This window comes from Pontibacterium sp. (genome assembly GCF_041587635.1).
GTDB lineage: Bacteria > Pseudomonadota > Gammaproteobacteria > Pseudomonadales > Balneatricaceae > Pontibacterium.
The window spans coordinates 1-6,793 of record NZ_JBFGYC010000183.1; the positions used below are offsets into that span (position 1 = coordinate 1).

Here is a 6,793-nt window from a genome sequence, read left to right on the forward strand (position 1 = left end):
GCATCGGGGTTTACGTAGTCGAATTGGGTAAAGCCTTGCGGATATTTAAGGTCTCCGTGCATGGCGATACCATGAGAAACCGTTGATGCTGCATTGGCGGTGGTGAGTAAAGCACCTGCAAGCAGGGCGCCAGCCAGAACTGTTTTAATAATTTTCATCTGTGATCCGTCACCCTGAAGGGATAATAGCTATTTATATCAGCCACTTGCAGCTTTCGCCAGTTGCCTCTTCATTCGGACAGGTGATTACCGGCTTTGTTCAAACTCGTTTGCATCGTTTGTGAGGTGTTCCTGATACAGTTTGCGTGGCACCCTGTCGCTCTTCAGACGTTCCAGTTTGTCCTGCAGAAACTGCAGTTTATCGTTGTCATCGCCCGCCAGACCTTTGATCAGATCCTGATCCATCCAGTTACGAATCTTCTTGAAAAGTACCAGCTTAAATATGATGGCCAGCGCTGTAGAAACAACAATGATAACAATAGCGGTAGCGTCCATGGATTCGCCTTAATTGGATTGAGTCACGTCAACGTGCAGTGTGAGACGCTGACCGGGTTTCAGAATTTTGTGCTTTTCAAGGTCGTTCCATGCAAGGATGCTTTTTACGCTTACATTGAAACGACTGGCGATACGTGACAGAGAATCTCCGCTTTTAACAACGTAGCCCACCTTGCGGATAACACCCTGGCTGACGGCGCTGGCCGATGTTTTACGGTCTTTCCAGATAATCAGGGTTTTACCCACTGCGAGTGGGTCTCCCGGTGCCATGCTGTTCCAGCTGGCGAGTTGGCGTACACCCACTTTGTGTTTGCGGGAGATAGACCAGAAACTTTCGCCGTTCTTAACCTTGTGCTTTGTTTTACTGCGATTGGTTTGTCGCGAGATCTTTTCCTGCTTGCGGTTCATGCGCTGAGCCTGACTCATGACGTAAGCGCTTGAGTGCTGGCTGGCTGTAGGTACCAGCAAGGTTTTTCCCGCTCGGATATTATTGTTCTTTAAGTTATTTGCCGTGCGCACAATGGTGACCGTAGTGCGATATTGCTTGGCAATGCCGATCAGTGATTCGCCGGATTTGATCTTATGCCGTGCCCACTTTACGCGCTGGTCTGCGGGCAGGGCCGCTAAGTTGTTTTCAAACTGAGCTGCATTGGTCACCGGGATCAGCAGGCGATGCGGGCCTTGTGGATCAGTTGCCCAGCGGTTAAAGCCTGGGTTTAGCTGATACAGCTCCTGTGCACTGATACCTGCCAGATCAGCGGCCTGCGCCAGATCTATCTGGGACTCGGTGGCAATTTGGGTAAAGTAAGGGGTGTTTTTGATAGGGGGGATCGTTACCCCGTGTTGTTCCGGTGCGCTAAATACTTTAGCGATAGCCAGAAGTTTTGGCACGTAGGCTTCTGTCTCAGCAGGCAGGTTTAGTGACCAGAAGTCAGTAGGCTTGCCTTTGCGGCGGTTTTTCTTCATGGCGAGAGAGACCGTACCTCCGCCTGCATTGTATGCGGCGAGGGCGAGTTCCCAGTCATCAAAGCGTTTATGCAGTTGCTGCAGGTAAGTCAGGGCGGCATCCGTAGAGGCTATGATGTCTCGACGGCCGTCGTACCACCAGGTCTTCTTCAGGCCAAAATATTTCCCGGTTGATGGGATAAATTGCCAGGCGCCCGCTGCACGACCATGAGAGTAAGCGAATGGATCGTACGCGCTTTCGACAATAGGCAGTAATGCAAGCTCGGCGGGCAGGCCGCGTTTGATCGTCTCGTTCAGCACATAGTAGTAATAGCGAGATGCGCGTTTCACGACACGATTAATATAGCGTGGGTGTTTTTTAAACCAGACAACCTGAGCGTCTATGCGAGAATTGCTGCGTGCATGATCGAATGCAAAATGATCGCGGGTGAGATCCCACAGATCGTCGCGTTTCACAACTTGGCGTACGACAGGTTTACCATCTTTGATATACACCTGCTGATGCGTCAATGTCTGTTTCTGGACGCCTTGCCCTGCATTAGCCGTGGTGTTGCTGTCCGAGTTTGACGGCGTTTTTTGCGGAAGTAACTGACACCCGGTAAGGGCAACAGACCCGACAAGGGCCACTACAATTGCTTTGATATATGGAGTCATGTGTTCCCGCTATAGACAAAAGACTGGCATGGTCGTTAAAAATTAAAAGGGTATTTAAGCCGTCTCACCGGATATAAAACCGCCCGGCTTTTTAAATCTTAACGGGGCATTCTAGGGAGCTGGAAATGGGGGGTCAACTGGCGTGTTTGTATAATGTGATCTGGTTCTGGCGATCGCTTTGCGAAATAGGTAACTGCCGACAACGGTTGTGGTCGGCAGTTACCCTAAGAAGTGCTGATCAGAACTGGTTTTTCCATTCGCGGACTGCGGTAAATACGTCCAGTTCAGTGTTCAAAGCACGGCCGCTGAAATCACTGGCGGTGCGAATAACTGTATCGGAGTCCGTGCGTAAAAATGGATTGATCCGGCGTTCCTGCGCAATCGATGTTGGCAGGGTGGGTTTGTCTTCTTCTCGCAACTGATAACAGGTGCTCAGCGTTGCTTCGATATCGGTGTTATCTGGCTCTACGGCAGCGGCAAACTTCAGGTTTGCCATAGAATACTCATGTGTGCAGTAAATCTCAGTGGCATCTGGCAGGCTCTTGAAATAGGCCATGGCGTCAAACATCTGGGACGGTGTGCCCTCGAAAATACGGCCGCAGCCCGCTAGAAACAGCGTATCGCCACAGAATATCTGAGGGGTATCTGCTGCGCTAAAATAGGAGATATGATCCAGCGTATGGCCCGGAATCGTGCGAACTTGAAGCGCGTGCCCGAAGAGTTTTATTGTCGCACCGTCTGCAAGTGTGTGGCTAATGCCTGAGAACTGGCAATCTTCAGGGCCGTAAACTGGAACGTCATATTCAGCGCACAGTGCCTGGATGCCTCCGGTGTGGTCGTGATGGTGGTGAGTGACCAGAATGGCCGCCAGCTGCAAGTTGTTGTCACGCAGATAGTTTTCGACGGGTGTTGCGTCGCCGGGATCAACAACGGCGATCTGGTTTTGACCTGCTACCGAGAGTGCCCAGATATAGTTATCGTTGAAAGCTGGGATCGGTGTTACATCGAACATAGAAAAACCTCAATGATAAAAGCCAGTTACTATTACTTTATAATAATCTGCAATGTTAAAGTAGCCGTTAAGAATGATCGGTTTTGATCGGAGCAAGTGAATGAATTTTCAATCACAACCTCCCCTGAAAGTTATGACGCCTGACTTGAAGGCGTGGTTCGATTCAGAGGTCGGGCGCGAATTGCTAGAAGCGGAATCCGCACTGATATCTCGCATATTGCCAACGTTGTTTGGCTACCATCTGGTGCAGATTGGTGTTGATTCTCGTATCTGTTTGTATGACGAAAGCCCTGTACGGAACAAGTTTGTTGTTGTGCCCTCGTTAGCGTTGGGCCTGGCTGAGAACTGTGTCGTCGCAGATAGCAGTGAGTTGCCTTTTGAGCAGCACAGTGTTGATGTGGTGATACTGCATCATGCGTTGGATTTTGCACAAAGCCCGCATCAGGTGTTGCGTGAGGCGGCGAGAATATTGCGGCCGGGTGGGCATCTGTTGGTCGTGGGTTTTAACCCATCAAGCTTGTGGGGGGTATACCGGCGCTTTAAGGGTAAGCAGCCCAAGGCGCCGTGGAATGGGCATTTTATCAGTCATCGACGCTTGTCGGACTGGTTTCAGCTGCTGGAATTGACTGAGCTTAAACGACGTTCTGAGTATTTTCTCGCGCCGTTTGAGAACGAAAAGTGGCGCAAGCGCTGTTGCGTTTTTGAAAGGTGGGGGCATCGTGCTTTTAAAGAGCAAGGTGCTTTTACCTTGATGCTTGCGCGTAAAGATGTGGCGGGAATGACGCCAATAAAAGAAGAGCGAGCCCGAGGCCGACTGATTAATCTGCCGGTTGCGGAGCCGAGTGTTCGGGGACAAATTAGTGAAGGTCGTTCAGATCTATACCGACGGCGCCTGTAAAGGTAATCCAGGCCCGGGTGGCTGGGGTGCCGTGCTTCAATACGGAGATCAGGAAAAACAGTTGTTTGGTGGTGAAGATAACACGACCAATAACCGTATGGAGCTGATGGCCGCAATCGAGGCGCTGGCAGCGCTTAAGCGTACATGCGAAGTTAAATTGACGACGGATTCCCAGTATGTCCGAAAGGGGATTACTGAGTGGATGAAGAACTGGAAGCGTAACGGTTGGAAGACGGCTGCGAAAAAGCCTGTTAAGAATGCTGATCTCTGGCAGCGTCTGGATGAAGAGGTGCAGCGGCACTCAGTGGAATGGCACTGGGTCAAAGGGCACAGCGGTCATCCGGGGAACGAGTTGGCCGATGATTTGGCAAACCGTGGTGCAGCAAAATACATGTAAGGCGAAAGAATGCGACAGATTGTATTAGATACCGAAACAACGGGTCTTGAGCCAAAGGAAGGGCACAATATTATCGAGATTGGCTGTGTCGAGATGGATAACCGTCGACTCACCGGTCGAACGTACCATCAATACATTAAGCCCGATCGCGATATTGAAGAAGAAGCGATTGCTGTTCACGGTATAACCAACGAATCTTTGGTGGATAAGCCTAAGTTTGCGGAGATTACCGAGGAATTTATAGAGTTTATTCGTGGTGCGAATCTGGTCATCCACAACGCAGCGTTTGACGTTGGTTTTATCGATAAGGAGCTGGAACGCAACGGTTACCCGGAACGGGTAGCCGATATCTGTACGGTGACTGACTCGCTGAAACTGGCGAGGGAGAAACATCCGGGGCAGAAGAATAACCTCGATGCGCTGTGTCGTCGTTACGGTATCGATAACTCGCATCGTGAACTGCACGGCGCATTGCTTGACTCTGAGATTCTTGCTGACGTGTATCTGATGATGACGGGTGGTCAGACATCGTTGGTGCTGGGGCATGAAGGTGATGAGGGTGTTGGCGGTATCGGTGGTATTCGTCGGGTAGAAGGCGATCACTGGGAGTTAACCGTGCCTCGTGCTACTGACGAAGAGCAAGCTGCCCATGAAGCGTTTCTGGCATTATTGGATAAGAAGAGTGGTGGTGGGTGTTTATGGTTGAAGGGCGAAGACGATAGTACTATGCACTAGCTAAATGCCAGTTAAAGAAAATAAAAAAGCAGGCCGAGGCCTGCTTTTTTATTTGCCGAAATCAGTGGGTTACAGTGTGTTGTAAACCGCGATGAAGCCAACAATACTCATCACAATGGTATATGGCAGTGCCATCCAAACCATTTTGCCGTAAGACAGACGGATGAGCGGTGCCAGTGCGGAGGTCAGCAGGAACAGGAATGCGGCCTGTCCGTTTGGTGTCGCAACACTTGGGATGTTGGTACCGGTGTTGATCGCAATCGCCAGTGCGTCGAAGTGTTCGCGTGTGATTGTGCCTGCGTTCAGTGCCGCAACGACTTCGTTGATATACACAGTAGCCACAAACACGTTGTCACTGATAGCCGATAGGAAACCGTTTGCTGCGAAGAAAATCGCAGGCTGAATCTCTGGATCCATTGCCAGTACCGCCGAAATGATTGGCTGGAACAGGTGTTGATCATGAATGACCGATACCACGGCAAAGAAAACAACCAGCAGCGCGGTGAAAGGCAGGGCCTCTTCAAACGCTTTGCCAATCTGATGCTCTTCGACGACGCCGTTGAAGGCTGTCAGCAGGACAATGATTGTCAGGCCGATCAAGCCAACTTCCGCCAAATGGAAGGCCAATGCGAAGATCAGGAAGATTGCTACAACACCCTGAACCAGCAGAGTGGCAGAATCACGCAGGGTGCGTTTCTTGTCTTCTTCTGCTGCAAAATCTTCCAGAATCGAGCGTACGTTTGTTGGAAGCTCAGCGCCGTAGTCAAAGATTTTAGCTTTTTCCAGAAGTGCGCAGGTGATCAGGCCTGCAACCAGTACTGGCATGGTGATCGGCGCCATCAGCAAGAAGAACTCGATGAAGTCCCAGCCTGCTTTCTGTGCGATCAGCAGGTTTTGTGGTTCACCCACCAATGTACATACACCACCCAGCGCTGTACCTACTGCGCCGTGCATCAGCAGGCTACGCAGGAAGCGTCGGAATTGGATCAGGTCATCGTGATGCGCCGCACGGATCTCTTCATCGGTCGCGTGATCGTGGTCTGCGTGAGCGTATGCTTTACCTGAAGCTACCTTATGATAGACAGAATAGAAGCCAACACCTACGCTGATCAGAACCGCTGTAACAGTCAATGCGTCCAGGAACGCAGACAGGAACGCAGCGGAAAATGAAAAGAGCAGTGAGAGGAAAATTTTAGAGCGAACTTTGAGCAGTATTTTGGTAAATGCCCAAAGCAGCATGCTCTTCATGAAGTAGATGCCAGCGACCATAAACATCAGCAGCAAAATTACTTCAAGGTTGGATTCGATCTCGTGTGAAACGGTAGCAGGGCTTGTGAGGCCAATAACTACAGCTTCCAGCGCCAGCAAACCACCCGGTTGCAACGGATAACACTTAAGCGCGAGTGCAAGTGTGAAAATGAACTCAAAGATCAGCAGCCAGCCAGTTACGACAGGGCCCACGGTATAGAGCAAGATCGGATTAAGAATCAGGAACCCGATAATGGCCTGTTTGTACCACATGGGCGAATTTCCGAGGAAATTGCGAACCAAAGCCTGGGTTAGCGTGTTGGTCATTTATCTCTCTTCCTATGCCAGAACACTTAGTTATGTTTTATTTGAAATTGGCAAACGGCTGA

7 protein-coding genes are annotated in these 6,793 nt (G+C 50.4%); 3 read left to right on the forward strand and 4 right to left on the reverse strand.

Annotation, left to right across the window (positions count from 1 at the left end):
- Positions 1-245: 245 nt before the first annotated feature.
- From ABYW01_RS10520 to gloB, 3 genes are all read right to left on the reverse strand, one after another.
- On the reverse strand, positions 246-494 hold the full coding sequence (locus tag ABYW01_RS10520; RefSeq protein WP_372832577.1) for a hypothetical protein: 249 nt from the start codon (positions 492-494) through the stop codon (positions 246-248).
- Between the two features lie 9 nt (positions 495-503).
- Positions 504-2,114, reverse strand: a complete 1,611-nt coding sequence (locus ABYW01_RS10525) for a LysM peptidoglycan-binding domain-containing protein (protein WP_372832578.1) — start codon at positions 2,112-2,114, stop codon at positions 504-506.
- A 238-nt stretch (positions 2,115-2,352) separates the two neighbouring features.
- The gene (gloB, locus tag ABYW01_RS10530; protein WP_372832579.1) at positions 2,353-3,126 is read right to left on the reverse strand and encodes a hydroxyacylglutathione hydrolase; all 774 of its coding nucleotides are present in this window, start codon (positions 3,124-3,126) and stop codon (positions 2,353-2,355) included.
- 100 nt (positions 3,127-3,226) lie between these two features.
- Between gloB and ABYW01_RS10535 the strand changes: the two genes are divergently transcribed.
- From ABYW01_RS10535 to dnaQ, 3 genes are read left to right on the forward strand one after another with little or no spacing between them, the layout of a single operon-like run.
- A complete protein-coding gene (locus ABYW01_RS10535) occupies positions 3,227-4,024 on the forward strand; it encodes a class I SAM-dependent methyltransferase (RefSeq protein ID WP_372832581.1) in 798 nt (265 codons plus the stop codon).
- Positions 3,987-4,421: a ribonuclease HI gene (rnhA, locus tag ABYW01_RS10540; protein ID WP_193952739.1), complete on the forward strand. Its 435-nt coding sequence runs from the start codon at positions 3,987-3,989 to the stop codon at positions 4,419-4,421. The genes ABYW01_RS10535 and rnhA overlap by 38 nt, the downstream gene beginning before the upstream one ends.
- Positions 4,422-4,430: 9 nt before the next feature.
- A complete protein-coding gene (gene dnaQ, locus ABYW01_RS10545) occupies positions 4,431-5,156 on the forward strand; it encodes a DNA polymerase III subunit epsilon (RefSeq protein ID WP_372832583.1) in 726 nt (241 codons plus the stop codon).
- A gap of 69 nt (positions 5,157-5,225) precedes the next feature.
- Here the strand turns inward: dnaQ and nhaB are convergent, their stop codons facing one another.
- Entirely contained in the window at positions 5,226-6,731 is a 1,506-nt protein-coding gene (nhaB, locus tag ABYW01_RS10550; RefSeq protein ID WP_372832584.1) for a sodium/proton antiporter NhaB, read from the reverse strand.
- Between the last annotated feature and the right edge of the window lie 62 nt (positions 6,732-6,793).

Bases quoted from the DNA above. Each gene is read 5' to 3' on its own strand.
- ABYW01_RS10520 (WP_372832577.1), bottom strand. From the start codon at position 494: ATGGACGCTACCGCTATTGTTATCATTGTTGTTTCTACAGCGCTGGCC.
- ABYW01_RS10525 (WP_372832578.1), bottom strand. From the start codon at position 2,114: ATGACTCCATATATCAAAGCAATTGTAGTGGCCCTTGTCGGGTCTGTT.
- gloB (WP_372832579.1), bottom strand. From the start codon at position 3,126: ATGTTCGATGTAACACCGATCCCAGCTTTCAACGATAACTATATCTGG.
- ABYW01_RS10535 (WP_372832581.1), top strand. From the start codon at position 3,227: ATGAATTTTCAATCACAACCTCCCCTGAAAGTTATGACGCCTGACTTG.
- dnaQ (WP_372832583.1), top strand. From the start codon at position 4,431: ATGCGACAGATTGTATTAGATACCGAAACAACGGGTCTTGAGCCAAAG.
- nhaB (WP_372832584.1), bottom strand. From the start codon at position 6,731: ATGACCAACACGCTAACCCAGGCTTTGGTTCGCAATTTCCTCGGAAAT.